Source organism: Chroococcidiopsis cubana SAG 39.79 (assembly GCF_003991895.1).
GTDB lineage: Bacteria > Cyanobacteriota > Cyanobacteriia > Cyanobacteriales > Chroococcidiopsidaceae > Chroococcidiopsis > Chroococcidiopsis thermalis.
This window is the reverse complement of the sequence record NZ_RSCK01000272.1, coordinates 493-860: the sequence shown is the minus strand read 5'-3', so window position 1 is coordinate 860 and position 368 is coordinate 493.

Here is a 368-nt window from a genome sequence, read left to right as displayed (position 1 = left end):
GCAATCCCCTCTTGCCCAAATGGGATATTCTTATCCGACCTGCCTCATAGGTATTTTGTTTCTTGGAGATCGCCTTATTCGTATCGTCGATCAGTTTTTCACGAACGAGTAAGCTTTTTCTACTAAAACAAAAATCTTGGACAACCCCCGACATTATCACCGCAACTATACTCAGTCCTTAGTTGTCTGCGCTCCCTGACCCGCCCATCTGCTATAGAAAAATGCAAAAGTCTACAATGCTTGCCTCATGAGCATTTCACCTTATCTTAGTGCCATTCGTGGCAGACACGAAGACAAACGAGCCGCGATTAGTGCCGTTGCGAAAACAGAGTCGCGAGGCACTCAAAGAGTATTTGTCATGGCGCGAG